Here is a 1589-nt window from a genome sequence, read left to right as displayed (position 1 = left end):
TATTCAAATGGTATCGTTTTAGCAGTAATTCATTAATCAGGGTTTTTACTATTCTAAATCGCTTTAACTTTAAAGAAAATGACAGTGATATTAACGGGATGGTTTACCGGCGTTATGTGGAAGAAGGAAAACACGAACAAGGGCGATACTTCACGCCTAAACCAGTAGTTGATTATATTTTGGATAAAATTGGCTATACGTCAGATAATTTGGCTATTAGAGACAAAAAATTACTAGATTTAGCTGGAGGTTCGGGTAGTTTTTTAGTTCATGGGGCACGACGTTTAATTAATTCTTATCGCTCTCAAAAAACGGGAGAAATTCCCATTGAATATGTACCAGCAATTATTGAAAAGGTTAAAAATTCTTTCTTTTGTCTGGATATTAATCCTTTTGCCTGTTATTTAGCCGAAACTAATTTATTAATTCAAGTGATCGATTTACTGAAACGAGTTGAGGAAATTGATAAATTAATTGATTGCAGTATCGATCGTTTTAATGTTTATAATACCGATTCATTATTAGTGCATAATTTACAGGAATTTAATACTCCTTTATTAAATCCTTTACACAGATTAGAATTATCAATTATTGAACAAATAAAAACTAAAACAGGTCAATTTAGTGATGGTTTTGATTTTATTGTCGGTAATCCTCCTTACGTTCGCGCTGATGAACCCGGAGTTGATGTTTATCGCCAAAAAATTGAAGAACAAAATAAGTTTAATACTTTACATGAAAAATGGGATTTATTTTTACCGTTTGTTGAACTTGCAACTCAATTAGTGAAGAAAAACGGCAAAATCGGTTTAATTGTTTCTAGGGGTATTCAAACTAATAATTATGCTGAACTTTTAAGAAATTATATTGCTGATAATTTCACTATTTTACAGGTAGATTTTTTCAATAGTGTTAAGATTTTTAGTGATGCAGTAGTTAATAATACTATCTTCTTTTTAGAAAATAAAGTTTTAGAAAATACTCATCAAACTCAAAGATTTTTACATTCTAATTCTTTTGATAATATTGAACAATTACCATCTTTAAATCAACAAGAATATAAGGCTAATGTATTTCGACAATTTGTCGTTAATCAAACATGGGAAAATACTATCGATTTAGAGGATATTTGTTATTGTACAGTGGGAATGGTTTTAAATTCTGATGAAAAAAAATCTCAAGGACTTTTCAAAAAAGATCAATTAATTAGTGATATAGAAGATAATATTCATAGCAAAAAATATGTTGATGGAGAAAATATTATAAGAGAGTTTGCTATTAATAACATTCGTTATCTAGAGTGGAATACAAATAGAGTCCCCAGTCAAATTCGACGGGCTACAATTCCTGAATTATACGATTTTTCTAAGATTTTATTTGGTATGACATCATTTCCTACCTATGATCGTGGTGCTACAAAAGGTGATGGTTTTTATGTTCCCGATAGTGTCAGAATTTGTGTGAGATGGGATGATGTTTATAAAATAAAACGTCTCAAATCTGAGCCGAGACAAATGTATGAAATTTCTAAAAAACGTCAAAGATTATTGGGGGAACAAACAGGGAAAAAAATACAAATTTATGAATAT

Annotated in this window: 1 protein-coding gene; it reads left to right on the top strand. The window is 29.7% G+C overall.

Annotation, left to right across the window (positions count from 1 at the left end; genetic code table 11):
- Positions 1–98 precede the first annotated feature (98 nt).
- On the top strand, positions 99–1589 hold a 1491-nt coding region (locus tag FWJ34_RS19320), incomplete at its 3' end, for an Eco57I restriction-modification methylase domain-containing protein (protein ID WP_308256952.1).

This window comes from Geminocystis sp. GBBB08 (assembly GCF_016743215.1).
In the GTDB taxonomy this organism is placed as follows: Bacteria; Cyanobacteriota; Cyanobacteriia; order Cyanobacteriales; family Cyanobacteriaceae; genus Geminocystis.
Note: the sequence above shows the minus strand (reverse complement) of the source record. Positions and strands in the feature narration are given on the sequence as shown.